We start from the raw sequence: 26,083 nt of genomic DNA on the forward strand, positions 1-26,083 counted from the left end.
ATGGAGGTGGTGGCGTGACCGACTCTCCCATCCGTGGCGACGGCTTCACGATCAAGGAGCTGTTCAGCCTTCTGAGGTTCCGGCTCGATCCGTACCAGCGTGAGTACAGCTGGGGCCGGAAGGACGTCAAGGCTCTCATTAAAGACTTGACGGACCACTTCGCCGAGGATTGGACGCCCGGTGACGAGCGGCGGGAGGTACGCCACTACCGGCCGTACTTCCTCGGGCCCTTCGTCTACTACCAGGACGACGACGTGGCTGCTCTCGTCGACGGACAGCAACGGATCACGACGCTGCACCTGCTGCTCCTGCACCTGCGCCGGCTCTCCGTCGAGGCAGAGCGGCCCGAGTACCACGGCGACATCGCCGCCCTGGAGCCCCTCATCGCCGGCAGCTCGTACGGGGAGCGGGCCTACGTCATCCGGTCCGACGAGCGCGCACCCGTCCTCGATGCGATCTTCGAAGACAAGCCGTTCTCGTTGCCCTCCGACGCGAGCTCCTCGGTCGTCAACCTGCACGAGCGGAGCCAGGAGCTTGACGGGCTGCTGCCGGAATCGATCCGCGACGAAGCCCTGCCGCTCTTCATCCACTGGCTGCTCAACCGCGTCTGCCTGGTCGGCATCAACGCGAACGACCGCCGGCAGGGCTGGGAGATCTTCGAGACGATGAACGATCGGGGGGTACAACTCGGTCCAGCTGACCTGCTGAAAAGCTTCCTGCTGCGCTGCGCCAGCAACCGGCACAACCTGCCCCGGTTGGGTGAGGCGTGGAGTGGCATCCTGGCGAGGATCGACAACCGTGGCCCGCACGCGGCAGCGAAGTTCCTGCAAGCACTGCTTGTTGGCAGGTACGCACAGAGCTCCGATGAGGTCACCGACATCGCGGTGTCGTTCCACGGCTGGGTGCAGGAGAACGCCTCGCGCCGAATGAACCTGAATCATTCACCGGACTTCGCGCGTTTCATCGAACACGATCTCGCACAGCTCTCGCGGCGCTACGCCTCACTGGATGCGGCGACTAGTGTTCTGGAACTGGGCCTGGAGCCACTGTTCTACAATGCCAGGAACGAGATCGAACAGATGCCGTTCCTGCTGGCCGCGATCGACCCTGACGACACCGACGCACAGTTCCGGGAGAAGTCGTTCCTGGTCGCCGCGTACCTCGACCTGGTGTTCGTCCGCATGGCCGTTAACAACCGGATCGGGAAACCGGATGATCTGGATGCCCAGGTCCTGCCGGTGATTCTCGATCTTCGCGCCTGTCGGGACATTGATGCGGTTGCGAAGGCTCTGGGCCGGCGGATAGCTGAGCTCGATGTCGACTTCACCGGAGTCAAGCGGTATGGGCTGCGAGCGGACAACCGGGCGCAGGTCAGGTATCTGCTCGCCCGGCTGACGGCCTTCGTGGAGACCGAGTGTGGCCGACCGAACGAGATCGTCCGGTATCTGGACAAGGATGAGCCGTTCGAGATCGAGCACATCTGGGCGAACAAATTCGAGCGTCACCAGCCCGAGGTGAAGACCGAGTCGGTCTTCCGGGTACAACGCAACCGGATCGGGGCCCTGCTACTGCTCAGGAAGTCCCACAACGCCAGCTACCAGGACGCGCCGTACGAGCAGAAGATTGAGTGGTACCGCGGCCAGAATTATCTGGCGGCGTCGCTGCACAAGGCGACCCAGGAACGCAACCGGCCCTTCACCGAGGGGGTCGTCAAGAAGCATCGGCTGGAGAAGATCTTCCATCCCGTGTCCCGCTTCGACATGCCGGCCATCGAGCTGCGGCAGCAACTCTACGAGCGCCTGTGCGAAATCATCTGGGATCCGAAGCGGTTGGGCTTCATCCCTCCACCCATTGTCCCGCCTCAGGTGGCCGAGAACGCCGAGGCACCCGTCCCCGTCCAGCGTGTGTCTGCCGCCGTCGCCAGACGCACCCGGGCTCATTTCGGTGGCGTCACAGTCGCTCGGCTGGTTGCCGCAGGGGCGCTCACCGCCGGCGCCGAGTTGGTCCTCACCTACAAGCGCGTCCCATACGTCGCACGTATCAATGAGGCCGGGCAGATCGAGTTGGAGAGCGGGGAGGCGTTCGAGTCTCCCTCGCCGGCTGGTATGACGGTCACCGGTAAGGCGACCATCAACGGCTGGAGCGCGTGGAAGGTGCGCCGGGGCGACAAGCTGACTCCGCTGCACGATGTGCGGGCCGATGCGCTGTCCCGCGGGCTGCTTGAGGTTGCGACATAGCGTTGTCGGGCTAGCTGGATCCTCACCCCCGGATCGGCACACAGATTGGCCCGCCGATGCGCGGGCTCCCGAGGCGGTTCATTGCCCCGGGCGCCCGCGTCCGGGTCAGCGGGTCGCCGGCATGGTGGCGAACTCGCCGGCTAGCTCGGACTCGACGATCGTCGCGGGGGACGGCCGGCGGCCGCCCGATGTGCGCCGGCCGGAGGGCACGGCCAGGGCGGCCACCGCGGCGGCCAGGGCGATGGCCGTGAGCAGCAGGAAGCCCGTCGTGAAGCCGGCCTCCCGGGGCAGGCCGCTGGCCTGCGGGTGGGCGGTGATCACGCCGCTGACCACCGCGGCGCCGATCGCGCCACCGATGGTGCGGATGTTGGCGTTCATGCCGGTCGCCACGCCGGTCTGGCTGGCGGGCACGTTGCCCACGATCAGGTTGGCCATCGAGGCGAAGGCCAGCCCGATGCCGAGGCCCACCAGGCCGCCGGCGACCCCCACCTCCCAGCGGGAGTCGTGCGCGAGGGCCAGCATCGCCGAGGCGGCCACGTTGAACGCGGCGCCGGTGGCGAGCTGCGCCTTGGCGCTGAACCGCGACTCCAGCCGGCCGGCGGCGATGCCGGCGACGAACATGGCGACCAGCATCGGCAGCATGAGCAGACCGGCCTGGCTGACGCTCGCGCCGAAGCCGTAGCCGGCGCTGGTCGGGGTCTGCACGAACTGCGGCAGGAAGGCGTAGACGGAGAACATCGACGCGCCGTAGAGCAGGGCGACCAGGTTCGTGGTCCAGACGCCGGGCAGGCGCATCATCCGCATGTCGATCAGCGGGTTCGCCGAGCGGACCTCGGCGACGAGCCAGCCGACCAGCAGCACGCCGGCGAGCGCCAGCAGGCCGAGTACCCGGCCGGAGGTCCAGCCCCAGGCCGCGCCCTTGCTGATCGGCAGCAGCAGCGCGACCAGCCAGCCGGAGAGCAGCAGGGTGGCCGCCCAGTTGATCCGGCCCGGGGTGCGCACCGGCGACTCCGGCACGAACAGGTGCGCCGCGAGGGCGGTCAGCCCGACGACGACCATCGGGATCCAGAACAGCCAGCGGTAGCCGAGCACGGCCACGATCGGGCCGGCCAGCACGACGCCCAGGCCGCCGCCGGCGGCGACGATCGCCGAGATCGCACCGACGGCCGAGCTGACCCGGGCGGCGGGGAACTCGTCCCGGATGATCCCGAAGGAGAGCGGGAAGACGGCGCCGCCGATGCCCTGGATGACCCGGGCGATGATCAGCACTCCGATGGAGGGTGCGATGGCGGCCAGCAGGCAGCCGAGGGCCAGCGCGGCGAGGGAGACGACCAGCATCCGCTCCTTGCCGATCATGTCGCCGACCCGGCCGAGGATCGGCGTGAAGATCGACGCGGAGAGCAGGTACGCGGTCAGCACCCAGGTCACGGTGTTCTGATCGGTGTGCAGGTCGTGCTGGATGGTGGGCAGCACCGGGGTGATCAGCGACTGGAGCATCGCGAAGAAGCCGGCGCCGGCCGCGAGGACGAGGAAGGTCAGCCGGCGCGAGCTGCGTCGGGTGGTCTCTGTCACGGAAGGGAACTCCAATTTCGCGTACGGAAAGGACGGGGGCGGTGGCGCGTCAGGCGCCCGGCCGCTCCTCGGTCGGGTGGGAGGCGAAGGCTGGGGTGTCCGCTCGCCCGGATCCGGCGGCGGCCCGGGCGGGCGCGGCCTGGACGATCTGGCGGCGAAGGCGGTGGGAGCTGCCGGTGGTGGGCCGGATTTCGGACATGGCGGGCTCCTTGGTCCGAGTGGCGGGTTGGCCGGTCCCGCCGGAGGGGACTGGCCGCGAATCCCGGAGTAAGCTATCCGGAGGCACGGCTCCGGTCAGTTCTGGAGGGGTGCCTCCACTAAACTAGCGGAGGGTTGCCTCCGGTTGCAACCGAAGAGGGGTGACCCGCGTCATGAACAGCGCCGAGCAGGTGGGCGAGGTCTTCGCGCGGCGCCCCAAGCGGGCCGACGCCCGGCGGAACTACGACGCGCTGATCGCCGCCGCCCGGGACGTCTTCGCCGCCAACGGGGCGGGCGCCTCGCTGGAGGAGGTCGCCCGGCGGGCCGGGGTGGGCATCGGCACCCTCTACCGGAACTTCCCGAGCCGGCGTGAGCTCTTCGAGGCGGTCTACGTCGAGGAGGTCCGGGCGCTCAGCCGGTCCGCCGCCGACCTGGCCGGGCTGCCCCCGTGGGACGCCCTCGTCGCCTGGCTGAACCGCTTCGTCGCGTACGTCGGCACCAAGCGGGCGCTCGCCGAGGAGTTGGTGCACGACTCCGAGGTGTTCCGCAGCTGCCGCACCGAGATCTACGCGGCGGGTGAGCCGATGCTGCGCCGCGCCCAGGAGGCCGGGGTGGCCCGGCCGGACGCCAGCTTCGACGACGTGGTGCGGTTGATCAGCGGCATCACCGCCTACCAGTTCATGGAGCCGGGTCAGCGCGACCGGGTGCTGGCCATCGCCCTCGACGGCATGCGCAACCCGGCCGCGCCACGCTGACGCCGGTCGTCGGCCCGCCGGAAGCCTGGCCGGCTGCCGGCGGTGTGCCGCACCGCCGGCAGCCGGATGGTGCTCACGCCTCGGCGACGTGCCCGTTGCCCGGCCGGCCCCACGGGCCGGTGATGGCGAAGACGTAGCCCGGGGACTGGGTGTTGGCGAAGAGGATCTTCCCGTCCGCGCTGAACGTCGGCCCGGTGAACTCGCTGTCGTTCAGCTCGTTGCGGGCCAGCGGGTACGCCTTGCCCTGCTCGGTCACGCCGACCAGGTGGGACACGCCCTCGCCGTCCTCGGCCAGGATCACCCCGCCGTACGGCGAGACGGTGATGTTGTCCGGCCCGTCGAAGTTGTCGCCGTCCTCGTCCGGGTTCTGGTTCACCCCGAAGATGGTCTTCAGGGTGACCGTCTCGCTCCGCGGGTCGTAGAACCACACCTGACCGTCGTGCTCGTTGGCGCTGCCGTCGTCGTGCCGGGCGAAGCTGGCCACGAAGTACGCGCCGCCGTCGGCCCACCAGGCGCCCTCCAGCTTGCGGCTGCGGGTCACCTGCTCGTCGGTGAACTGCTTGCGCACCGAGACCGTCCGGGCGTCCCGGTCCGGCACGTCCACCCAGCTCACCTTGTAGCGGGTGCCGGGCTTGGTGGCCTCGGACAGGTCGGCGACGTGCCGGTCGCCGTGCCGGCAGCTCATCGCCTGGAGCTCGCCGACGGTGTCGCCGTCCGGGCGCTGGGCGAGGGCGCGCAGGGTGCCCTTGCCGCCCCGGAAGCGGTGCGGCGGGGTCCACCGGTAGTAGAGCCCGTTCGGCCCGCCCGCGTCCTCGGTCAGGTAGATCGAATGGGTGTACGGGTCGACCGCCACCGCCTCGTGCGAGTAGCGGCCGAGGAACTTCAACGGGATCGGGTCCTGGTTGGCGGACCGGTCGTGCGGGTCGACCTCGAAGGCGTACCCGTGGTCCTTGAGGTAGGTGCCACCGGCCCGCTGCTCGGTCTCCTCGGCGGTCAGCCAGGTGCCCCACGGGGTGATGCCGCCCGCGCAGTTGTTGTGCGTGCCGGCGAGGCTGACGTACTCGCGCAGCCGGTGGCCGTGCGCGTCCACCTCGATGGTGGTGGTGCCGCCGCGGGCGCCCGGGTCGTAGGTGAGGCCGGCGATCGCCGGCACCGGGAACGGCTCGTCACCGCCGATCTCGTGGTTGTTCACCAGCACCGAGCCCTCGCGGCCCAGGAAGCAGCCGGTGCCGTCGGCGTCGCTCGGGGTGCGCTGCCCCGACGCCAGGATGGTCGCGCCGGCCTGGGCCACGATCGTGTACGAGAAGCCGCGCGGCAGGGCCAGCAGGCCGGCCGGGTCCGGCACCAGCTCGCCGTAACCGACCGCGGGGCGGGTCGCGGCCCGGGCCTCGGGCGGTCCGGCGATCGCCTCCAGGCTGCCGGCCACCACGATCCCGAGGCCACCGGCCGCGCCGGTGCGCAGCAGCTCTCGGCGGGAGATGGGGGAAGAGGTCACGTTGCTGCCTTCCTGTTTCGCGCGGCGATCGGGTACCGCGAGGCAAAGGCAAGTGACGCCGGTGGAACGGCGGCTGCCCCGGCGCGGGTCGCCAGGTGAACAGTGGGCCAACCCTCGAGGTCGGCTGCGCCGATCGTCCCGTGCAGGTGCCGGACGGGCGGCTCGTCCACCGGCTGGTGGCCGGGTGGGCGGCCGGGGGGCGGCCGGGTGGGTGGCCGGGTGGGCGGACCGAATTGCCGGATCTTGCTCCGGGTGGGACATCAGGTTACCGCCGCGTAACTTCTCATTGACGTTTCTGAATTGTTACGCGCATCATCGATCCACGGTCGACCGGACACCCCACCCGTTCCCCCGGTTCGCCGGGTGCCTCCCACCGGAGGTGCAGCCATGCTGCTCCGAAAGACCGCCCTCGCCGTCGCCCTGAGCACCGCCGCCGTCCTGCTGGTACCCGCCGCCGCCCAGGGGGCACCGGACCGGACCGGCGTCGCCCCGCCCGACCGGACCGGCGCCGCGACCGCCGACCGCGCCGCCGCCCCGATCGCCGCCGACGGAACAACCCAGACCGCCACCGCGGCCGCCGGCCCGGTCATCGTGGTCGGTGGCCTCAGCGGCATCGCCGCCGCCTACGAGCCGCTCGCCGCCCGACTGCGCGGTGACGGCTACCGGGTCTTCGTCTACCAGCTGCCCGGGCTCGGGCTCGGCGACATCGCCGCCTCGGCCCGCTCCTTCGCCGGCTACGTCGACCAGGTCCGGGCCGCCACCGGTACGGCCACCGTGGACCTGGTCGCGCACTCCGAGGGCGGTCTGGTCTCCCGCTACTACCTCAAGCGGCTCGGCGGCACCGCCGCCGTCGGCCGCTACGTCAGCCTCGGCACCCCGCAGTACGGCACCTACGTGGCGAACATCCTGCGGTTCCTCGGGCTCGGCAGCTGCGCCGGCGTCGTCGCCTGCCAGCAGATGACGATCGGTTCGGCCTTCCTCGCCGACCTGAACGGCGGCGACGACACCCCGGGCGCGGTGCGGTACACCACGGTCCGGACCGTGCAGGACGAACTCGTCCGGCCGACCCAGAACGCGACGCTCGCCGACGGCGCGACCAACGTGCTGATCCAGACGTACTGCCCGCTGCGGGTGGTCGGGCATCTCGGGCTGGTGCTCGACGGCACCACCTACACCGTCGTCCGCGGCGCCCTGACCGACGGCCCGGTCCGCCCCAACTGCTTCGCGCTCTGAAACCGGCCCGGGGCAGGGCGGATCGCCCGCCCCGCCCCGGGCGAGACGTCAGGTGGCCTTGGCGAGCGCCTCGAACTCGTCGTCGGTGAGCTGCACCTCGGCAGCGCCGACGTTCTCCTCCAGGTGCGCCACCGAGGACGTACCCGGAATCGGCAGCATCACCGGCGACCGGCGCAACAGCCAGGCGATCGCCAGCTGGGCGGGGGTCGCGCCGTGCGCGGTCGAGATCGCGTCCAGCGGCCCGCCCGGCCTGGCCAGGTTGCCGGTCGCGATCGGGAACCACGGGATGAACGCCAGGTCGTCGCGCTCGCAGTACTCCAGGACCGACTCGGCGCTGCGATCGGCCAGGTTGTAGAGGTTCTGCACCGACACGATCGGGGTGATCGCCCGCGCCGCCTCGATCTGCTCCACCGTCACCTCGGAGAGGCCGATGTGCCGGATCTTGCCCTCCTGCTTGAGCAGCGCCAGCTCTCCGAGCTGGTCGGCGAGCGGCACCTGCGGGTCGATCCGGTGCAGCTGGTAGAGCGGGATGCAATCCAGGCCCAGGTGGCGCAGGCTCAGCTCACACTGCTGACGCAGGTACTCCGGCCGGCCCAGTGGACGCCAGTCGCCCGGGCCGGCGCGGGTGAACCCGCCCTTGGTCGCGACGACCAGGTCGTCGGCGTACGGGTGCAGCGCCTCCCGGATCAGCAGCTCCGAGACGAACGGCCCGTACGAGTCGGCGGTGTCGATGAAGGTCACCCCGAGCTCGACGGCCCGGCGCAGCACCCGGACCGCCTCGGCCGGGTCCTTCGGGTCGCCCCAGACCCCCGGCCCGGTGATCTGCATCGCGCCGTAGCCCAGCCGGTCGACCTGGACGTCACCGCCGATCCGGTAGGTGCCGGATGCCTTCGCGGGCCGCGGGCCGGCGTCGGTTGCCATGCTGGATCCCCCTCGCGTCGTCGTCAGCGGCAAATCTATCCATCCTGCTCGGAGCTTTCCCGCCGATCGCCACACCCGCTGTCCAAGCTCGCGGGCGGCGCGCGGAGCGCGCCCATGGTCGGCATGGCGCTAGCGGTGAGCGCGCCCGCTCTGCTACCACTGGTGCAGGTCGATGCGTTCGACGGGGGAGGACCGATGTGGCGACGGCTCGGGTCCGACCCGGTGCGCCGGCTGCGGGAGCGGTTGGACGGGTTCGGCACCACCATGGACGCCCGGCTGGTGCTCGGCCCGGACGCGGTCCGCGACGCGGAGGCGGTCATCGAGCTGGTCACCCGGTCACCCCCCGACCCGCCGCTGGCGGAGAACGTCACCGAGGGGCTCTTCCTCCTCGCCTGCCTGCACTGGTACCGCTACCAGATCCTGCCTCCGGGCCAGGACGCCGACGAGCTCGCCCAGGCCGTCAAGGTGACCGAGCTGCTGCTGCGCGTCGCGCCGGAGCGGGTACCGCCGTCGCTGCTGGCCATGCTCCAGGCGCACCGGTCGCCGGCCGGCTCCGGGCGGATCCCCGGCGCGCGCACCGCCGCCGATGCCGGCCCGGATGGACCCACGGCCGGCACCGGCGCGGCGGGGTTGCTCATGGAGGCCGTCGCGTTGATGGGCGACGCGGAGCGCACCGGCGACTACCGGGTCGCGGACCGGGCCGCGGCGCTGCTGGAACGGGCGCTGGCGGTCACCCCGGCCGGCGTGCCGGAGCGGCCGCACTACCTCTCCGCGCTCGGCCGGGTGCACCGCGACCAGTTCCGCCACCTCGGCCGGCGCCGGGCGTTGCAGGCGGCGATCGACGCGCACCGGGAGAGCCTGGAGTCGACCCCGGCCGGTGACCCGCAGCGGGCGACCCGGCTGTTCAACCTCGGCAACGTGCTCGCCGACCGCTACGAGCTGGCCGGCGACGTGGCGGCGCTGGACGAGTCGGTCCAACTGCTCGGCGACGCGGCCCGGGCCGCCCCGGCCGACACGCCGCTGGGGGTCCTGGTCCGCGCCAACCTGGGACAGCGGCTGCGCGAGCGCTGGCGGCGGCGCGGTGAACCGGCCGACCTCGACCGCGCGGCGCAGGCCCTCGCGCTCGCCGCGCGCGCCGGCACCGACCCGCAGATCGTCGCGCTCTACGCCTCGGTGGCCGCCGAGCGCTACACCATGGGCCGCGACGACGAGGACCTGGACGAGGCGATCGAGGCCAATCGGGCGGCGCTCGCCGTCACGGGCTTCGTCGGCGGGCTGGCCGGCGTCGCCCGGGTCAGCCTGGCGGCGCTGCTCGGCGAGCGGTACGAGCGCCGCGGCGACCCGGCCGACCTGGACGCGGCGATCGAGGCGTACCGGGCGGCGGCGGAGGGCGGCCCCGGGCTCGACGCGATGGGCGCGGACGAGCTGTGGCACACCGTCGGCAAGCTGCTGGAGTCCCGCTACCAGCTGCATCGGCGCTCCGCTGACCTCACCGAGGCGGTGCGGCTGCTCCGCGCGGGGGTGGCCGCGGCCACCGACCCGGTCGAGCGGGCGGTGCGTCTCGGTGACCTCGGCTACGCGCTCGGCCGCTGGCACGGCGACCTGGCGGGGGTGACGACGCTGCGCGAGAGCCGGGACGTGCTGACCGAGGCGGCGCGGCTGCTTCCGACGGGGCATCCGAAGCGACCTGACCTGCTCAACAACCTGGGCAACGAGCTGCGCGAGCTGGCCGACCAGGCGGGGGAGTACGAGCTGCTGGCACCGTCGGCCGCGGCGCTGCGCTCCGCCGTCGCCGTCGCCCATCCCGGCTCGCCGGTGCTGCCCCGGTACCTGTCGAACCTCGGGCTGACGTTGCAGGCGCTCTTCGGTCGCACCGAGGACCTGGCGACGCTCACCGAGGCGATCGCGGTGCTGCGCCAAGCGGTCGAGGCGACCCCGCCGGGGCACTCGGATCGGCCGATGGCGCTGACCAACTACGCCTCCGCGCTGAACCGGCGGGTGGAGCTGGCCGTCAACCGACCGCTGCCGGCCGGCGGGTCCGGCGCCACGGACCCCGAGCGGGACGCGCGGACCGCGGTCGAGATGCTGCGCGAGGCGCTCGAGCTGGCCCGCCGGGAGGCCGAACCGGAGGAGTACGCCCGGATCCTCGGCACCTTCGTCCTCGCCCAACTGCTGCGCCACTGGCTCACCGGGGACGCTGCGGCCCTCGACGAGGCGATCACGCTGCCCGTGCCCGAGTGGGACGCGCTGCCCGAGGCCTCCCCGGATCGGTACCGACTGCTCACCAACCTCGGCAACGCGCTGCTGCTCCGGTTCCGCGACTCCCGGTCCGGCCGGGACGCGGTGCGGCTGCTGGCCGCCTACCGGGCGGCGGTGGCGGCCCTGCCCACCGGCCACCCGGACCGCACCATGTGCCTGAGCAACCTGGCCGGCGCGATCGAGACGATCGCCCGCCCACCCGACGTGCCCGACGCCGCCCGGCCGGCCGACAGCGCCGACCGGGCCACCGTCCCGGCCGGGCACCCCGACGACGTCGCCCTGCCGGTGGTCGACCTGGCCGAGGCGGCCGCGGCGCTGCGGGACGCGGCGGCGGTCGAGGCGGCCCCGTCCGTGCTGCGTGCCCACGCGGCGGCCCGGTACGCGGCGCACGCGGCCGCGGCCGGTGACCTGCCGGCCGCCCTCGACGGGTACGCCACCGCCATCGAGCTGATCGACCTGTTCGCCTGGCACGGCATGGATCCCGACGACCAGGCCCGCCTGCTCGCGCGGTTTCCCGGTCTGGCCGGCGACGCGGCGGCGGTCGCGATCGCGCTCGACCGGCCCGAACGCGCCGTGGAACTGCTCGAGTACGGCCGCGGGGTGCTGCTGACCCGCGCCCACGACGCGGGCGCCGACCTGGCGGTCCTGCGCGGGCGGGCATCCCGGCTGGCCGACCAGCTCGACCGTGTCCAGTCCGAACTGGACGGGTTCGACCCGTCGCCGGCGTGGACGACGTCCGGCCCGGCGTCGCCGTCGTTCCCCGAGCCGGCGTCGCCGGACCTGTCCGGGCCGCCGTCCGTCTCCGGGCCGGCGGTCGCCTCGATCCCCGCGCCGGAGCGCCGGCACGAGCTGGCCACCCGCCGACGCGAGCTGCTGGCCGAGATCCGGCGACTGCCCGACCTCGCCGGCTTCCTGCGCCCGCCGCCCTTCGCCGACCTGGCCCGGGCGGCCGACGCCGGACCGGTCGTGCTGGTCAACGTCGCCGACCGTCGCTGCGACGCGCTGGTGGTCGGCGCGGGACGGGTCGAGGTGGTGCCGCTGCCCGAGCTGACCGCCGCCGAGCTGGTGGTCCGCGCCGCCGTCTTCCTGACCGCGATCGCCGAGGTCACCGGCGCGGCGCCGGGTGGCGTGCCACCCGCCCCCGACGGCGTGCCGGTGGCGAGCGGCGCGGCGGCGGAACGGGACCGGATGGCAGCGCGCAGGCAGATCAGCGAGACGCTGGACTGGCTGTGGCGGGTGGTCGCCGCCCCGGTGCTCGACACGCTCGGCGGGGTCACCGCGCCCGCCGCCGGGTCGGACTGGCCGGGGCTGTGGTGGTGCCCCACCGGCGTGCTCACTCTGCTTCCGCTGCACGCCGCAGCCCCGCTCGGCGGCGGCGCCGGGGTGCTCGACCGGGTCGTGCCCTCGTACACGGCGTCGCTGCGCGCGTTGCGGCGGGCCCGGGACGCCACGCCCAGCGCCGCGCCGCCGGTCAACTCGGCGCTGGTCGTCGGGATGCCGCAGACACCGGGCCTGACCGACCTGCCCGGCGTGGCGCGGGAGGAGGCGATCGTCCGCCGGCACCTGACCCACGTGCGGTCGCTGACCGGCCCGGCGGCCACCCCGGCGGCGGTGCTCGCCGCGCTGCCCGAGCGGCCGGTGGCCCACCTCTCCTGCCACGGCACCCAGGACCTGACCGCGCCGACCCGGGGCCGGCTCGCGCTGGCCGGCGGCCCGCTGCAGGTACGCGACCTGTGGCGTCCGGCAGGCGCCTCGGCCGCGCTCGCCGTCCTCTCCGCCTGCGACACGGTACGCGGCGGCGCGGCCCTGCCGGACGAGGCGCTCACCCTGGGCACCGCGTTCCAACTGGCCGGCTTCCGGCACGTGATCGGCTCGCTCTGGTCCATCTCGGACGCGCTGACCGTGCAGCTCTGCGCGGAGCTCTACGCCGGGCTGGCCGTGCCCGGCGGCATCGATCCGGAACGCGCCGCGCCGGCCCTGCACCACGCGGTCCGACAACTGCGCGCCGCCCTGCCCGGCCTACCGGAGCTCTGGGCCGGCTATCTCCACATCGGACCATGAGCGCGCCGACGCGCCCGTGACGGGGTCGGGCTGGCCCGGCGCGTACCAGGTCACGCCGACCGCTGCCACCAGCAGTGCGGTGCAGAGCAGCACGAGGCGCACCCCGGCCCGCAGCGACCGCGCCGCCGCCAACGCCTCCTGGTGGTCGCCGAGGGGCGCCGGCAGGAGTTCGGCCACCGGGGTCACCGACAGCGGCCCGTGCGCGGCCCGCAGCAGCGCCACCGCCCCGGCCGCCCCGGTTGCGACCGCCGCCAGCAGCAGCACCCCGACCAGCGCGCCCCAGCCCGCGGCGAGCGTGCCGACGTCGGAGCGGCCCCGGATCAGGCTGAACCCGACCAGCGCCACCAGCAGCCCACCCAACCCGTTGCGCCAGGCCAGCGCGGCGGCGCGAACCCGGGCCAGCTCCCCGCCGAGCAACCCGCCCAGCTCCTGGGCCCGGCGAAGGTCGGCACGGACCGCCGGCGGCCCGGGGCGCAGCCGGATCACGACTCCACCTCCAGCAGCAGCGTCCAGTACGCGCCGCAGCCGGTCAGCCCGGCCGGGCGCGCCGGATGCTCCGCCTCGCAGGCGCAGAGCACCGTGCGGTAGCCGGCATCACCGGACGGCGACGGGGCCACGTGCTTGTAGACGTGCTCGACGACCGGGTAGGTGCTCGGGTGCCGGCAACGCGGGCAGTCCCCGCTCAGCAGCACGGCCGGGCCGTACTCCCGCGCCGTGAAGGTCTCCGCCGCCCACACGGCGTACCCGTCGTCGGTCACCTCGGCGTACGGCAGCGGGCCCGGTCCCGCCGTCGGCTCGCGATCCTGCACCCTGCGCCCCTCCCGGCCGGTACGGACCGTCCACGGTAGCCGTCGGCGGCCCGCCGGTCACCCGCCCCGCCGGCTCGTCCGAGCCGGGACGGTCGCCGCGGCAGCGCCACGCGAACGGGACCCCGGTGTCCGACCGAGCCGGCCTGCGGCGAACTCGGCGGCCGGGCCGGAACCGCCCAGGGCGGGGGCAACCGGGCGGCCGGGGCGGACCGAATTGGCCGAGCGCCCGGTGGGCCGTCGCGGCCCGTGCGACGCTGAGCCGGTGCCGGTGCCACCGACCCGCGACGGGTCGCGCGCCCGGCGCCACGGCGGGAAGGGGCAGCCAGTGACGGGAGTGCCGCAGGTCGACTTCGCGCTCGACACGTACGAGTGCATCGTGCTCTATCCCGGCGCGGCCGGGCGGGCCCTGCCGACCGAGACGGTCCAACGCCTGCAGGCCGAGCACACCGAGCACATGCAGGCGTTGCAGAGCCGGGGCATCGTCCTGGTCGCCGGCTCGGTGGACGGGCCGGCCCGGGAACCGGAGCCGCCGATCGGGTTCGGGCTGGCCCGGACCGGCTCGGTGGACGACGTGCGCAGCGTGATGGAGGCCGACCCGGCGGTGCAGGCCGGGCTCTACCGGGTCGACGTGCTGACCTTCCTCTGCCCGGCCGGTTCGCTGGAGTTCCCGCTGGCCAAGACGCAGAGCTGAGGCCGGGTCGCAGATCGGCGGGTGTCGTCATGACGACGGCGGCGGACCCACGGCCGGTGTTAGCGTCGCGCCAGCCAGGACGGCCGTCGGGGCGCACCGGGCGCCTCGCCCGGCCCGGTCGAGGAGTCGCCATGACCTCCGTCGCCGCCCCCGACGTCCAGCGGGCCGTCGCCGACCTGCGCCCGGTTCTCGGTGATCGCCTGGTGGTGCCCGGCGACGCCGGCTTCGCCGCCACGGTCCGGCTCTGGAACGGGGCCGTCGACCGCACCCCCGCGCTGGTCGCCCGCTGCCACGACGCCGACGAGGTGGCGCTGGCCGTGCGGGTGGCCACCGGCTGCCACCTGCCGCTGTCGGTGCGCGCCGGCGGGCACGACTGGGCCGGCCGGGCATTGCGCGACGGTGGGCTGGTGCTCGACCTGACCGGAATGCGCACGGTGGAGGTCGATCCGGCGGCGGGCACGGTCACCGTGGCCGGTGGCGCCACCGTCGCCGACGCGCTGGCCGCCGCCCGCCCGTATGACCTGGTGCTGGCCACCGGCACGGTGCGCGCGGTCGGCCTGGCCGGGTTGACCCTCGCCGGCGGCTACGGGCCGCTCTGCGGCCGGTTCGGGCTGGCGCTGGACAACCTGCTCGCGGCCGAGGTGGTCCTCGCCGACGGCCGCCGGGTCACCGCCGGCCCGGACGACGACGCCGAGCTGTACTGGGCGCTGCGCGGCGGCGGCGGCAACCTGGGCGTGGTCACCCGGCTGCGCTACCGCGCGCACCGGCTGCCCGCCGCGCTCGCCGGCATGATCCTCTTCGCCCTGGACGAGGCGCCGGCCGTGCTGCGCGGTTACCGCGACGTGCTCGCCGCCGCACCCGACGAGCTGACCGTGATGGCCGGCTTCCTGCCCGGCCCGGCGGGGGAGCCGCTGGTCTTCGTCTGCCCGACGTACAGCGGCCCGGATCTCGCCGCGGGCCAGGCCGCGGTGGCCGCGCTCCGCGCCCTCGGCACCCCGCTGGTCGACCAGGTCGGGCCGCTGGCGTACGAGGACGTGACGCGGATGTTCGACGGCGGGATGACCGACGGCAACCACTACCTGCTGCGGACCCGCTGGCTGCCAGGGCTCGACGACGCCGCCGTCGAGGTGCTGGTCGACGCGGCCCGACGGATCACCTCGGCGCACTCGGCGGTGGCGCTGCACCACTTCCACGGAGCGGCCAGCCGGGTGGGCTCGGCCGACACCGCGTTCGCGCTGCGCACCGACCACCTGCTGGCCGAGGTGATCGCGGTCTGGACGCCGACGGACGACCCCGGGCCGCACCACGAGTGGGCCGAGCGGACCTCCGCCGCGCTCGCGGCGCACGCGCTGCCCGGCGGCTATCCGAACCTGCTCGCCCCGGCCGAGACCGACCGGGTCCGGCTCGCCTACGGCGCCAACTACGACCGGCTGCTGCGGGCCAAGCGCCGCTACGACCCGCGGGGGGTCTTCACCGCCGTACCCACGCTGCCGCCGTCGCCGGTCGGTGGCCCCGACGGCGGTGGGAGCGCGCCCGTGCCGCCGGCGCGAGCGCCGTCCGGTGACGGCTGAGCCGGTGGTCGGGGACCGGGCCCCGGCCTGGCCGGCGGGAGCACCCCGCCGGTCGACGCCGCCGGAGGCGTACGATTCCCGGCGCGCGGTCGCCGTTGCCCGCCAGCCACAACGTCCCCGGTGCGGTTCCGCCCGCCGGTCAGTGCGGACACCGCGCGACGTTGGACAATTGTTTCGCAGCCCGCAAGGGGTCGGCCCGCAGCCCGACCCGGAAGAGAGACTAGCCTGATGGGCGTGACACGCCGCGCGAAGATCGTCTGCACTCTTGGCCCCGCCACCTCGTCGCCGGAGCGCATCCGAGGGCTCGTCGAGGCCGGGATGAACGTGGCGAGGCTGAACTTCAGCCACGGCAGCCACGCCGACCACGAGGCGGTCTACCGGCTGGTTCGCGAGGCGGCCGAGGCGGCCGGGCGGCCGGTGGCGATCCTGGCCGACCTGCAGGGCCCCAAGATCCGGCTGGGTCGGTTCGCCGACGGCCCGCACGAGTGGCGCACCGGCGACTCCGTCGTGATCACCAGCGACGACATCGTGGGCACCAAGGAGCGGGTCTCCTGCACCTACCGCAAGCTTCCTCAGGAGGTCAAGGCGGGCGACCGGCTGCTGATCGACGACGGCCGGGTCGCCGTCGAGGTCAGCGAGGTCACCGGCAACGACATCCGCGTGCTGGTCACCGAGGGTGGCCCGGTCTCCAACAACAAGGGCGTCTCGCTGCCGAACGTGGCGGTCAGCGTCCCGGCCATGTCGGAGAAGGACGCCGAGGACCTGCGCTTCGCGCTCGGCCTGGGCGTCGACATGATCGCCCTCTCCTTCGTCCGCTCGGCGGACGACATCAAGCTCGTCCACACGATCATGGACGAGGAGGGCGTGCGCCGCCCGGTGCTGGCCAAGGTCGAGAAGCCCGAGGCGGTGGACCACCTGGAGGCGATCGTGCTCGCCTTCGACGGGGTCATGGTCGCCCGCGGCGACCTCGGCGTGGAGCTGCCGCTGGACCAGGTGCCGCTGGTGCAGAAGCGGGCCGTGCAGCTCTGCCGGGAGAACGCCAAGCCGGTCATCGTGGCCACCCAGATGCTCGACTCCATGATCGAGAATTCCCGCCCGACCCGGGCCGAGGCCTCCGACGTGGCCAACGCGGTGCTCGACGGCGCGGACGCGGTGATGCTCTCCGGCGAGACCAGCGTCGGCAAGTATCCGGTGCTCACCGTCAGCACCATGGCGAAGATCGTCACCACCACCGAGTCCGGCTCGATCGGGGTGCCCCGGCTCCAGCACGACCCGCGTACCCACGGCGGCGCGCTCACCGTCGCCGCCTCCTCGATCGCCCGGGCCATCGGCGCCAAGGCCCTGGTGGCCTTCTCGCAGACCGGCGACACCGTCAAGCGGCTCTCCCGGCTGCACTGCGACCTGCCGTTGCTGGCCTTCACGCCGGTCCCCGAGGTGCGCAACCAGCTCGCGCTCTGCTGGGGCGTGGAGACCTTCCTGATGCCGTTCGTGCAGCACACCGACGACATGTTCCGCCAGGTCGACCAGGCCCTGCTCGGCCTCAACCGGGCCAACCCGGGCGACTACGTGGTGATCGTCGCCGGCAGCCCGCCCGGCACCCCCGGCTCGACCAACACGTTGCGTGTGCACCAGCTCGGCTCGCTGGTCGATGCGGCGTCGGCGCGGGCGTTGCAGTGAGCGCCCCGAAGGTCGCGGTCGGCCAGGCCGCGGTCGACCAGCTGCTCGAGGTGCTCGACCTCGAGCAGACCGGCGACAACGCCTTCCGGGGAATGAGCCCGCCGGTCGGGCCGCAGCGGGTGTACGGCGGCCAGGTCGCCGGCCAGGCGCTGGTGGCCGCCGGCCGCACCGTCGACCCGGAGCGCTTCGTGCACTCGCTGCACGGCTACTTCGTCCGCCCGGGTGACCCGGTCGAGCCGATCGAATACCGGGTGGAGGACGTCCGCGACGGGCGGTCGTTCTCGGTGCGCCGGTCGGTGGCCCTGCAGCACGACAAGCCGATCTTCTTCATGTCGGCCTCGTTCCAGCGGGCCGAGGAGGGGCTGGACCACCAGGCCCCGGCCCCGCCGGACGTGCCCGCGCCGGAGGACGTGCCGACCATGTCCGACCGGCTCGCGCGCTACCCGGAACGGCTCGGCATCTGGGGCCAGATCCCCCGGCCGATCGACGTGCGCTACGTCGGCGAGCCCGGCTGGGTGCGCCCCGGCGACCGGCCGGCCGACCCGCAGCAGCGGGTCTGGATGCGTATCGACGGCAAGCTGCCGGACGATCCGCTGCTGCACGCCTGCGCGCTCACCTACGCCTCCGACCTCACCCTGCTCGACTCGGTGCTCTCGGTGCACGGCGAGGTGTGGGGCCCCGGCGGGGTGGTCGGCGCCAGCCTGGACCACGCGCTCTGGTTCCACCGGCCGTTCCGCGCCGACGAGTGGTTCCTCTACGACTGCTGGAGCCCGTCGGCGTCCGGCGCCCGTGGGCTGGCCACCGGTCGGATGTTCACCACCGACGGCCGGCAGATCGCCAGCGCCGTCCAGGAGGGTCTGCTACGCCGCGTCGGCGCCTGAGCGCCCCGGCCCCGGGCCGCCGCGCCTTGCGGACCTGCCGAGCCCCTAGGACCTGCCGAGCCCCGAGGACCGGCCGCGCGCCGAGGACCTGCCGCGGGCCGCGCGGCCGGCCGGGCAGCCCCGCTGGCCGATCGGCCGAGGGCGGCGGGCCGGGCGGCTGACCAGCGGGCTAACCTTGCCGGCATGCGCCTCTCCGCCCGGGTCGACTATGCCCTCCGTGCCGTCGCCGAGCTCGCGGCGACGGCCAGCGGACCCGGGCGGGGCCGTCCGGTCACCGCCGAGCAGATCGCCCGGGCTCAGGAGATCCCGCCGAAGTTCCTGGAGAGCATCCTGCTGCAGCTGCGCCGCGGCGGCATCGTGCACGCCCAGCGGGGCCCGGAGGGCGGCTACTGGCTGGCCCGCCCGGCCGAGGAGATCTCCCTCGCCGAGGTGATCCGGGTGATCGACGGCCCGCTGGCGCACGTGCGGGGGCAGCGACCCGAGCAGCTCGGCTACCACGGGGCGGCCCGCTCGCTGCAGGAGGTCTGGATCGCGCTGCGGGCCAGCGAACGGGAGATCCTGGAGCTGGTGACGGTGGCCGACGTGGCCGGTGGCACCCTGCCCAGCCGGATCACCGAGCTGGCCGCCGACCCGCGCGCCTGGATCTGAGCACCGTTCGCCGTCGTCCCACCCACCGATCGGACCCTTGACCGGGAGCCCCGGCGTGCCGCATTGTCGACCAAGTCGATAGGAGATGCCGAAAAGTCAGGGGGCGCTCGTGCGCAAGCTGTTGGTCCTCGCACTGGTCGGACTCGCCGCGCAGCTGGTCGACGGCTCGCTCGGCATGGCGTACGGGCTGACGTCGTCGACGCTGCTGCTGGTCGCCGGGGTGGCGCCGGCCGCCGCCTCGGCCTCGGTGCACCTCGCGGAGATCGGCACCACGCTCGCCGCCGGGGTGGCGCACTGGCGCTTCGGCAACGTCGACTGGCGGGTGGTCTCCCGCATCGCCGTACCCGGCGCGCTCGGCGCCTTCGCCGGCGCGACCTTCCTCAGCTCGATCTCCACCGACTCGGCCGCCCCGTGGATGGCCGGCATCCTCTTCGTCCTCGGCGCCTACCTGCTGGTCCGCTTCGCCCGACCGCTGCGTACCGGCGTCGCCGCGGGCCGGCTGCGGGGACGCTTCCTCGGTCCGCTCGGCCTGGTCGCCGGCTTCGTCGACGCCACCGGCGGTGGCGGCTGGGGGCCGGTCGCCACCCCGGCGCTGCTGGTCTCCGGGCGGATGGAACCGCGCAAGGTGATCGGCTCGGTGGACACCGCAGAGTTCGTCGTCGCCGGCGCGGCCAGTGTCGGCTTCCTGATCGGCCTCGGCACCGAGGGTTTCCTGTTGCCCACCGTGGCCGCGCTGCTGGTCGGTGGCCTGATCGCCGCGCCGGTGGCCGCCTGGCTGGTCCGGATCGTCCCGGCCCAGTTGCTCGGCGCCGCGGTCGGCGGGGTGATCGTGCTGACCAACGCCCGCACGCTGCTGCGCGCCGGTGAGTTCGGCGGCGCGACGCCGCCCCTGGTCTACGCGCTGCTCGCCGCCGGCTGGGTGCTCGCCCTGGTGCTGGCGGTACGGGCGCTGCGGCGTACCCGCCGGGAGCGGGCCACGGCCCGACCGGCCACGCCGGTCGACGCCGCCGCGGCCGAACGGGTCGACGCCGCCTCGGCCGAGCGGGTCGACGCCGAGCCGCGCCCGTTGGCCGCCCTGGAGCGCTGAACCGCCCCGGGTCGATCAGCCCTTGCCGAGCAGGTCGGTCGCGGCCTCGTCGAGCAGGTGCCAGGCCTCGTCGACGTGTGCCTCGGCGGTCTGCGGGGAGCCGACCGCCAGGCGCAGCGTGTACCGGCCGCCGACCCGGGTGTGGGTCAGATGGACCCGGCCGGTGCCGTTGACCCGGGCCAGCAGGTCGGCATTGACCGCGTCCAGCTCGGCCCCGACCCCGTCGCCGGCCGGCGACGAGGTCGCGGCGGCCTCGCCGGCCGGCGGCTCGGTGGCGACCCGCAGCCGGAAGCAGACCAGCGAGAACGGGTGCGGCGCGGCCAGCTCGAACCGGTCGTCGGCGCGGACCCGGTCGGCGAAGCGGGCGGCCAGCGCCACGCCCCGGCGGATGTGCGCCCGAAGCCCCTCGACGCCGTACCAGCGCAGCACGAACCAGAGCTTCAACGCCCGGAACCGGCGGCCCAGCGGCACCTGCCAGTCCCGGTAGTCGATCACCGCGCCGGACTCGCTGGCGGCGTTGCGCAGGAACTCCGGCATCACCGTCAGCGCCTCGATCAGCTCGGTGCGGTCGGCGACCCAGAACGCGTCGCAGTCGAAGCCGGTGAGCAGCCACTTGTGCGGGTCAAAGCAGTACGAATCGGCGTACTCCAGCCCGGCGTGCGACCAGCGCAGCTCCGGGCAGACCGCGGCCGCGCCGGCGTACGCGGCGTCCACGTGCAGCCAGATCCCGTACTCCGCGCAGATGGCGCCGATCTCGGGCAGCGGGTCGACGGCGGTGCTGGAGGTGGTGCCGATGGTGGCCACCACGATCGCCGGCAGGTCACCGGTCGCCCGGTCGGCCTCGATCGCGGCGCGCAGCGCGTCCGGGCGCATCGCCTGCGTGTCCGGGTCGACCTCGACGGCCCGCACCCCTTCGCTGCCGAGACCGGCGATCCGGGCCGCCTTCTCGATCGAGGAGTGCCCGTGCGTCGAGGTGTAGGCCCGGTAGCGCCGGTCGACACCGTGGTCGCGCCACCGGCCGCCGCTGGCCCGGTGCAGCGCGGCGAGGGTGGCGACCAGGGTGGCCGAGGAGGCCGAGTCCTGGATGACGCCGCCGCCGCGGGTGTGCGACCGGAACCGCTGCGGCAGGTCGAGCAGCCCGGCCAGCCAGTCCAGCATCACCGTCTCCAGCTCGGTGCAGGCCGGGGCGGTCGCCCAGAGCATGCCCTGCACACCGAGCCCGGAGCTGACCAGGTCGCCCAGCACGCTGGGCCCGGAGGTGTTGGCCGGGAAGTAGCCGAAGAACCCGGGGTGCTGCCAGTGCGTCAGCCGGGGCGTGACCAGCGCGTCCAGGTCGGCCAGGACCGCCTCGACCGGCTCGCCGGCGGTGGGCGGCGCGGCCGGCAGGGCGGCGGCGAGCGTGCCCGGCGGGTCGGCCGAGGTGACCGGCCGCTGCCCGAGCGTGGTCCAGTAGTCGGCGATCCAGTCGACCACGGCGTGGCCGGCGCGGCGGAACTCGTCCGGGTCCATGTGCGGTGCGCTCACCCGGACGAGTCGATCACCTGTGGGCGGCCGGGGCAAGAGCCCGGCTCGGAGTCGGGCGCCGCGGCCCGCCGAGGGGGCAGGCACCGGGCCGGCAGCCGCGGAATCCGCACAGCTCCGGCCCGGTGCGCCACACCGCGGCATTCCCGACCCGTCCCGACCGGGAATGCCGTACCACCACCGGGACCAAATCTAGGCCGGGTCCGGGTCGCGGGGGTGACGTCAGCGTGAAGATCGTGTTTCAGGCGCTCCGGCGCAGGCCATCGGCGACCTGTTCGGCGATCAGCTCGTACGAGCGCACCCGGTCGTCGACGTCGTAGACCAGCGTGGTGAGCATCAGCTCGTCCGCGCCGGTGCGCGCCAGCAGGTCGGTGAGCTGCCGGCGCACCGTCTCCGGGGAGCCCATCGCCTGGCCCTCCCGGCGCTGCAGGACGAAGTCCCGCTCGATCTCCGTGTACGGGTACGCCGCCGCCTCGTCGGGCGTGGCCAGCGGCTCGGGTCGCCCGGAGCGCAGCTTCAGGAAGGAGAGCGCGCTCGGCCCGGCCAGCCACTCCGCCCGCTCGTCGGTGTCCGCGCAGACGGCGTTGACCGCCACCATCGCGTACGGCTTCTCCAGCCAGCGCGACGGCCGGAAGTTCTGCCGGTACAGCGCCAGCGCGGGCAGCGTGTTCTGGGCGCTGAAGTGGTGCGCGAAGGAGAACGGCAGCCCGAGCAGGCCGGCCAGTTGGGCGCTGAAGCCGCTGGAGCCGAGCAGCCAGATCGCCGGCTGCTGACCGCGACCCGGGGTGGCGGTGATCGGGCCCGGCTCCTCGCCGCTGAAGTAGTTCATCAGGTCGGCCAGCTCACGGGGGAAGCCCTCGGCCGACAGCCCCTCCATGGTCCGGCGCAGCGCCAGCGCGGTCACCTGGTCGGTGCCCGGCGCGCGGCCGATGCCCAGGTCGATCCGGCCCGGGTGCAGCGCCTCCAGCGTGCCGAACTGCTCGGCCACCACCAGCGGGGCGTGATTCGGCAGCATCACCCCACCGGAGCCGAGCCGGATGGTCGAGGTCGCCGCGGCGAGATGCGCGAGCAGCACCGCCGGCGCGGAACTGGCGATCGCCGGCATGTTGTGGTGCTCGGCCACCCAGAACCGGTGGTAGCCCAGCTCCTCGGTACGCCGGGCGAGCTCGGTGGTGTGCCGCAGGGCCTCGCCGGCGGTGGCGCCGGCAGCGACCGGAGCAAGATCAAGAACGGAGAGCGGTACGGTGATCACACGGCTCGCCAACCCCGACCGCGCCGGATTTGTTCCCCGGAGCGACTCATCCCACGCCGCGAGCCTGCTCGAAGATCAGGCTGGTCTGGGTGTGCTGCACCGCCGGGTCCACCGCCAGATGGTCGAGCACGAAGTCGCGCAACGCGTCGGCCGACGCCGCCCGCACGTGCAGGACATAGTCCTCCGCGCCGGCCACGTGGAACACCGACACCACGCCGGGCAGCCGCACCGAGCGGCCCCGGAACGCGTCCACCGCCGCCCGCTCGTGCTCCCGGAGCCGCACCGAGACCAGCGCCTGCAACGGCAGCCCGAGCGCCGCCGGGTCCACGTCGGCGTGGAAACCCCGGATCGCACCGGACTCGCGCAGCGCGCGGGTGCGGGCCAGGCAGGTCGAAGGGGCCACCCCGACCCGCTCGGCGATGGCGTTGTTCGGCAGCCGGCCGTCGGCGGCCAACTCGGTGAGGATCGCGCGGTCGACGTCGTCCAGGGCCGCGAGCGGCCGAAGATCGTTCAGCACAGGGGGCATGCCGACATCCTCCACCGAATCTGATCCACATTCCAGCGGGATCAACAGAATCATCTTCGGAACCATTGTGATCTGACGGCCTGATGTTCGACGCTTCCGGCATGACGACGACCGTGGACACCCGTGCCGTACACGCCGGCCGCGACGACCTGAGGGCACTCGGCGTCCACGTGCCGCCCATCGACCTCTCCACCACCAACCCACTGCCCTCCGTGCAGGACGGCGGCGACGCCTACGAGACCCTCGCCACCGGCGCACCGCTGCCACCCGGCGCCAGTGCCGTCTACCAGCGGCTCTGGAACCCTACGGTGGCCCGCTTCGAGACCGCGCTCGCCGACCTCGAAGGCACCGCCGCGGCCGTCGCCTTCGCCAGCGGCATGGCCGCCCTCACCGCCACCGTGCTCGCCGCCACCCGGGACGGGCACCGCCACGTCGTCGCGGTGCGCCCCCTCTACGGCGGCACCGACCACGTGCTCGCCAGCGGGCTGCTCGGCACCACCGTGACCTGGGCCCGACCCGACGAGGTCGCCGCCGCCATCCGCCCCGACACCGCGCTGGTCGTCGTCGAGACCCCCGCCAACCCCACCCTCGACCTCGTCGACATCGCCGCGCTCGTGCACGCCGCCGGCGACGTGCCCGTGCTGGTCGACAACACCGTCGCCACCCCGGTGCTCCAGCAGCCGGCCCGGCACGGCGCCACCCTCGTCCTGCACAGCGCCACCAAGAGCATCGGCGGGCACGGCGACGTCCTCGCCGGCGCCGTCGCCTGCGACGCCGACTGGGCCGCCCGACTCCGGCAGGTCCGTGCCGTCACCGGCGCGATCCTGCACCCGCTCGGCGCCTATCTGCTGCACCGCGGCCTGCAGACCCTGCCCGTGCGGGTCCGCGCCCAGCAGGCTGCCGCGGAGAAGCTCGCCGCCTGGCTCGTCGGCCACCCCGCGGTCGAACGCGTCCACCACCCTTCCCGGCACGACCCGGCCGGGCTGGTCGGCCGGCAGCTGGCCGGCACCGGCAGCCTGCTCGCCATCGAGGTACGCGGCGGTGCGCCCGCCGCGGCGACCGTCGCCGGAGCCTGCCGCCTGATCACCCACGCGGTGTCGCTCGGCGGGGTGGACACCCTGATCCAGCACCCGGCCTCGCTCACCCACCGGCCGGTCGAGGGCGACGCGAAGCCGGCCGGCGGCCTGCTGCGCATCTCGGTCGGCCTGGAGGACCCGGAGGACCTGCGCGCCGACCTGGCCCAGGCGCTCGCCACCATCGGCTGACCGCCCGGCTCCCAGCCCCGGCTGACCGAACATCCTCTCGGTCCCGGCTGACCGCCCGCCCTCTCGGCCCCGGCGGCCCGCCAGGCCCGATCGGCGCAGCCGTCAGGTCAGGTCCCGGTTGGCCAGCACCCGACGCGGCGAGCCCTGCCGGGCCACCCGCAGCATCGCCCGACCGAGCCGGTCGGAGCTGGTGACCTGCGCCGGGAAGAGCCGCTGCAACAGCGGATAGAGCGGGCGGGTCACCACGTACCCGAGCCGGTACCAGCGGGTCTTCGACACCACCCCGTGCGTCGGCTGGATGAAGCCCGGCCGGGCCGCGTAGCCGTTGGGCAGCAGGTCGAGCACCGCGTTCTCGGCACGTCCCTTGACCCGCGCCCACATCACCCGCCCCCGACCGGTGGAGTCGGTGCCGGCTCCGGAGACGTAGACGAACGTGGCGGCCGGGCTGACCTCGGCGAGCAGACGCGCCGCCGCCACCGGGTAGTCGTAGCTGATCCGGGTGTACGTCGCCTCGTCCAAGCCGAGCGAGGAGACACCGAGGCAGTAGAAACAGGCGTCGACGCCGGCCAGCTCGTCGCGTAGCGAGCCCAACTCGCCCACGTCGTCGACGGTGATCTCCCGCAGCTTCGGATGCCGTCGGCCGGTGGGCGTACGCCCGATCACCAGCACCTCGCGCACGTCGTCGGCGAGCAGACTCTCCCGGAGCACACCCTGCCCGACCATGCCCGTCGCACCGAAGATGACCACCCTCACCGTTGCGCTCCACTCTCCGGCCGGCCGCCGGGCTCGATCTGATCGGCGCGCTCGCCCGCGTCGCCGTCGTGGTTGCCGTCGTCCGGCCGGATCAACCGCGCGACCGCGTCGGTGACCGTGCGCCGCCGCTGCCGCAGCCCGCCCGTACCGGAGGTGGGCGCCAGCTCGGCCGAGCCGAGCATGGAGAGGCCGACCACCAGCAGCAGCAACTCGTCGGCCGGGTAACGGTCGGAGAGCCGGCCGGCGCGCTGGGCCGCCGCGATCGCGGCCGCCTTGTCCGCGTTCGACGCCGCCACCGCAGGCGGCAGCGCCGTCATCCCACCGCGCTCGAGCGAGTGCCAGAGCAGCAGCCGCAACGCCTCCGGATGGGTCTGGTGGCGGTCGAAGAGCCGGCCGGCGTACCCGGGCAGGTCGTCCGGGTCGATCGGCACCTCCGCGACGGTGCTCACCACCAGCGCGTCGAAGACCGCGTCGAAGAGCTGGTCCTTGTTGCCGAAGTAGGCGTAGATCATCGCCTTGTTCGCGTCCGCCGCGGCGGCGATCCGGTCCACCCTTGCTCCGGAGATGCCGTGCGCCGCGAACTCGTCGGCGGCGGCGGCCAGCAGCCGCCGCCGGGTGTCCTCCGCGTCCCGTGCCATGCCGGAGAGGATAGCTGACCAACTGGTTAGTTG

22 protein-coding genes are annotated in these 26,083 nt (G+C 73.9%); 11 read left to right on the top strand and 11 right to left on the bottom strand.

What is annotated here, in order from left to right:
* Window positions 1–14 precede the first annotated feature (14 nt).
* The gene (locus ACIP9D_RS18695) at window positions 15–2,237 is read left to right on the top strand and encodes a DUF262 domain-containing protein (protein WP_350872538.1); all 2,223 of its coding nucleotides are present in this window, start codon (window positions 15–17) and stop codon (window positions 2,235–2,237) included.
* Window positions 2,238–2,342: 105 nt separating this feature from the next.
* Here ACIP9D_RS18695 and ACIP9D_RS18700 read toward each other — a convergent pair whose 3' ends face one another.
* Both ACIP9D_RS18700 and ACIP9D_RS18705 read right to left on the bottom strand, forming a co-directional pair.
* Window positions 2,343–3,809, bottom strand: coding sequence for an MFS transporter (locus ACIP9D_RS18700; RefSeq protein ID WP_350872540.1), 1,467 nt, complete (start codon window positions 3,807–3,809; stop codon window positions 2,343–2,345).
* 49 nt (window positions 3,810–3,858) lie between these two features.
* The gene (locus ACIP9D_RS18705; RefSeq protein ID WP_350872542.1) at window positions 3,859–4,008 is read right to left on the bottom strand and encodes a hypothetical protein; all 150 of its coding nucleotides are present in this window, start codon (window positions 4,006–4,008) and stop codon (window positions 3,859–3,861) included.
* A gap of 172 nt (window positions 4,009–4,180) precedes the next feature.
* Between ACIP9D_RS18705 and ACIP9D_RS18710 the strand changes: the two genes are divergently transcribed.
* The gene (locus ACIP9D_RS18710; protein WP_400450371.1) at window positions 4,181–4,762 is read left to right on the top strand and encodes a TetR/AcrR family transcriptional regulator; all 582 of its coding nucleotides are present in this window, start codon (window positions 4,181–4,183) and stop codon (window positions 4,760–4,762) included.
* Window positions 4,763–4,835: 73 nt separating this feature from the next.
* On the opposite strand, the gene ACIP9D_RS18715 is transcribed toward ACIP9D_RS18710, so the two are convergent.
* A complete protein-coding gene (locus ACIP9D_RS18715) occupies window positions 4,836–6,257 on the bottom strand; it encodes an alkaline phosphatase PhoX (protein ID WP_350872544.1) in 1,422 nt (473 codons plus the stop codon).
* A gap of 387 nt (window positions 6,258–6,644) precedes the next feature.
* Here ACIP9D_RS18715 and ACIP9D_RS18720 point away from each other — a divergent pair, with 387 nt between their 5' ends.
* Entirely contained in the window at window positions 6,645–7,490 is an 846-nt protein-coding gene (locus ACIP9D_RS18720; protein ID WP_350872546.1) for an alpha/beta fold hydrolase, read from the top strand.
* A 48-nt stretch (window positions 7,491–7,538) separates the two neighbouring features.
* Here ACIP9D_RS18720 and ACIP9D_RS18725 read toward each other — a convergent pair whose 3' ends face one another.
* Window positions 7,539–8,411 carry an aldo/keto reductase gene (locus tag ACIP9D_RS18725; RefSeq protein WP_350872547.1) on the bottom strand — a complete coding sequence of 291 codons (873 nt, stop codon included), beginning with the start codon at window positions 8,409–8,411 and terminating at the stop codon, window positions 7,539–7,541.
* Window positions 8,412–8,546: 135 nt separating this feature from the next.
* Here ACIP9D_RS18725 and ACIP9D_RS18730 point away from each other — a divergent pair, with 135 nt between their 5' ends.
* A complete protein-coding gene (locus tag ACIP9D_RS18730; RefSeq protein WP_350872549.1) occupies window positions 8,547–12,731 on the top strand; it encodes a CHAT domain-containing protein in 4,185 nt (1,394 codons plus the stop codon).
* Here the strand turns inward: ACIP9D_RS18730 and ACIP9D_RS18735 are convergent.
* Both ACIP9D_RS18735 and ACIP9D_RS18740 read right to left on the bottom strand, forming a co-directional pair.
* Window positions 12,690–13,217: a hypothetical protein gene (locus tag ACIP9D_RS18735; RefSeq protein ID WP_350872551.1), complete on the bottom strand. Its 528-nt coding sequence runs from the start codon at window positions 13,215–13,217 to the stop codon at window positions 12,690–12,692. The genes ACIP9D_RS18730 and ACIP9D_RS18735 overlap by 42 nt on opposite strands.
* Window positions 13,214–13,540, bottom strand: coding sequence for a hypothetical protein (locus tag ACIP9D_RS18740; RefSeq protein ID WP_350872552.1), 327 nt, complete (start codon window positions 13,538–13,540; stop codon window positions 13,214–13,216). The genes ACIP9D_RS18735 and ACIP9D_RS18740 overlap by 4 nt, the downstream gene beginning before the upstream one ends.
* A 325-nt stretch (window positions 13,541–13,865) precedes the next feature.
* Between ACIP9D_RS18740 and ACIP9D_RS18745 the strand changes: the two genes are divergently transcribed.
* From ACIP9D_RS18745 to ACIP9D_RS18770, 6 genes are all read left to right on the top strand, one after another.
* Entirely contained in the window at window positions 13,866–14,231 is a 366-nt protein-coding gene (locus ACIP9D_RS18745) for a YciI family protein (protein WP_350872554.1), read from the top strand.
* A 131-nt stretch (window positions 14,232–14,362) separates the two neighbouring features.
* Window positions 14,363–15,802 carry an FAD-binding oxidoreductase gene (locus ACIP9D_RS18750; RefSeq protein WP_350872556.1) on the top strand — a complete coding sequence of 480 codons (1,440 nt, stop codon included), beginning with the start codon at window positions 14,363–14,365 and terminating at the stop codon, window positions 15,800–15,802.
* 228 nt (window positions 15,803–16,030) lie between these two features.
* On the top strand, window positions 16,031–17,479 hold the full coding sequence (gene pyk, locus ACIP9D_RS18755) for a pyruvate kinase (RefSeq protein ID WP_350872558.1): 1,449 nt from the start codon (window positions 16,031–16,033) through the stop codon (window positions 17,477–17,479).
* Window positions 17,476–18,360 (top strand): acyl-CoA thioesterase II, encoded by an 885-nt coding sequence (locus tag ACIP9D_RS18760; RefSeq protein ID WP_350872559.1) that lies wholly within the window; start codon window positions 17,476–17,478, stop codon window positions 18,358–18,360. Before pyk ends, ACIP9D_RS18760 begins: the two co-directional genes overlap by 4 nt.
* A 183-nt stretch (window positions 18,361–18,543) precedes the next feature.
* On the top strand, window positions 18,544–19,008 hold the full coding sequence (locus ACIP9D_RS18765; RefSeq protein ID WP_350872561.1) for an Rrf2 family transcriptional regulator: 465 nt from the start codon (window positions 18,544–18,546) through the stop codon (window positions 19,006–19,008).
* 109 nt (window positions 19,009–19,117) lie between these two features.
* A complete protein-coding gene (locus ACIP9D_RS18770; RefSeq protein ID WP_350872563.1) occupies window positions 19,118–20,095 on the top strand; it encodes a sulfite exporter TauE/SafE family protein in 978 nt (325 codons plus the stop codon).
* A gap of 15 nt (window positions 20,096–20,110) precedes the next feature.
* Here the strand turns inward: ACIP9D_RS18770 and ACIP9D_RS18775 are convergent, their stop codons facing one another.
* From ACIP9D_RS18775 to ACIP9D_RS18785, 3 genes are all read right to left on the bottom strand, one after another.
* Window positions 20,111–21,619, bottom strand: a complete 1,509-nt coding sequence (locus ACIP9D_RS18775; protein WP_350872565.1) for a pyridoxal-dependent decarboxylase — start codon at window positions 21,617–21,619, stop codon at window positions 20,111–20,113.
* Between the two features lie 238 nt (window positions 21,620–21,857).
* Entirely contained in the window at window positions 21,858–22,868 is a 1,011-nt protein-coding gene (locus ACIP9D_RS18780) for an LLM class flavin-dependent oxidoreductase (RefSeq protein WP_350872566.1), read from the bottom strand.
* 46 nt (window positions 22,869–22,914) lie between these two features.
* Window positions 22,915–23,394: an Lrp/AsnC family transcriptional regulator gene (locus tag ACIP9D_RS18785; RefSeq protein ID WP_350872568.1), complete on the bottom strand. Its 480-nt coding sequence runs from the start codon at window positions 23,392–23,394 to the stop codon at window positions 22,915–22,917.
* A gap of 83 nt (window positions 23,395–23,477) precedes the next feature.
* On the opposite strand from ACIP9D_RS18785, the gene ACIP9D_RS18790 reads away from it, so the two are divergent.
* Window positions 23,478–24,659 carry a PLP-dependent aspartate aminotransferase family protein gene (locus tag ACIP9D_RS18790; protein ID WP_350872570.1) on the top strand — a complete coding sequence of 394 codons (1,182 nt, stop codon included), beginning with the start codon at window positions 23,478–23,480 and terminating at the stop codon, window positions 24,657–24,659.
* A gap of 102 nt (window positions 24,660–24,761) precedes the next feature.
* Here ACIP9D_RS18790 and ACIP9D_RS18795 read toward each other — a convergent pair whose 3' ends face one another.
* Window positions 24,762–25,412, bottom strand: coding sequence for an epimerase (locus ACIP9D_RS18795; protein WP_350872572.1), 651 nt, complete (start codon window positions 25,410–25,412; stop codon window positions 24,762–24,764).
* Entirely contained in the window at window positions 25,409–26,050 is a 642-nt protein-coding gene (locus ACIP9D_RS18800; RefSeq protein ID WP_350872574.1) for a TetR family transcriptional regulator, read from the bottom strand. Before ACIP9D_RS18800 ends, ACIP9D_RS18795 begins: the two co-directional genes overlap by 4 nt.
* Between the last annotated feature and the right edge of the window lie 33 nt (window positions 26,051–26,083).

This window comes from Micromonospora sp. NPDC093243 (assembly GCF_044753725.1).
Taxonomy (GTDB): domain Bacteria; phylum Actinomycetota; class Actinomycetes; order Mycobacteriales; family Micromonosporaceae; genus Micromonospora.

Excerpts from the sequence above, each read along its gene's own strand:
- ACIP9D_RS18705 (WP_350872542.1), bottom strand. The coding sequence starts at position 4,008 with ATGTCCGAAATCCGGCCCACCACCGGCAGCTCCCACCGCCTTCGCCGC.
- ACIP9D_RS18710 (WP_400450371.1), top strand. The coding sequence starts at position 4,181 with ATGAACAGCGCCGAGCAGGTGGGCGAGGTCTTCGCGCGGCGCCCCAAG.
- ACIP9D_RS18720 (WP_350872546.1), top strand. The coding sequence starts at position 6,645 with ATGCTGCTCCGAAAGACCGCCCTCGCCGTCGCCCTGAGCACCGCCGCC.
- ACIP9D_RS18725 (WP_350872547.1), bottom strand. The coding sequence starts at position 8,411 with ATGGCAACCGACGCCGGCCCGCGGCCCGCGAAGGCATCCGGCACCTAC.
- ACIP9D_RS18750 (WP_350872556.1), top strand. The coding sequence starts at position 14,363 with ATGACCTCCGTCGCCGCCCCCGACGTCCAGCGGGCCGTCGCCGACCTG.
- pyk (WP_350872558.1), top strand. The coding sequence starts at position 16,031 with ATGGGCGTGACACGCCGCGCGAAGATCGTCTGCACTCTTGGCCCCGCC.
- ACIP9D_RS18765 (WP_350872561.1), top strand. The coding sequence starts at position 18,544 with ATGCGCCTCTCCGCCCGGGTCGACTATGCCCTCCGTGCCGTCGCCGAG.
- ACIP9D_RS18785 (WP_350872568.1), bottom strand. The coding sequence starts at position 23,394 with ATGCCCCCTGTGCTGAACGATCTTCGGCCGCTCGCGGCCCTGGACGAC.
- ACIP9D_RS18790 (WP_350872570.1), top strand. The coding sequence starts at position 23,478 with ATGTTCGACGCTTCCGGCATGACGACGACCGTGGACACCCGTGCCGTA.
- ACIP9D_RS18800 (WP_350872574.1), bottom strand. The coding sequence starts at position 26,050 with ATGGCACGGGACGCGGAGGACACCCGGCGGCGGCTGCTGGCCGCCGCC.